At 61.1% G+C, this 247-nt stretch carries 1 pseudogene; it reads left to right on the top strand.

Going from position 1 to position 247, the window contains the following annotated elements:
* Positions 1-247: pseudogene (locus tag B1964_RS30810) on the top strand (IS4 family transposase); the annotation flags it as partial.

The raw sequence follows: 247 nt of genomic DNA, 5'->3' as shown, positions 1-247 counted from the left end.
GGATGCTGGTCACGGCTGATCGTGGAGTGTTCTCGTATGCGTTGTGGCGCAAAGCTATAGCGACCAACGCGGATCTGTTGTGGCGGGTGAAGACCTCAGGTACAGGGCCGTTACCACGACATGTGAAGGACTTTCCGGATGGCTCGTGGCTGGCCGAATTGCACCAGACACATTCGGCCGCGGCGCGGCGCGCTGAGCCGATGCTGGTGCGGGTGATCGACTACACCATCGATGACGGCCGGGAGAA

The organism is Gordonia sp. i37, assembly GCF_002043085.1.
Classification (GTDB): Bacteria; Actinomycetota; Actinomycetes; order Mycobacteriales; family Mycobacteriaceae; genus Gordonia; species Gordonia polyisoprenivorans.
This window is presented reverse-complemented; position numbering and strand designations above follow the sequence as displayed.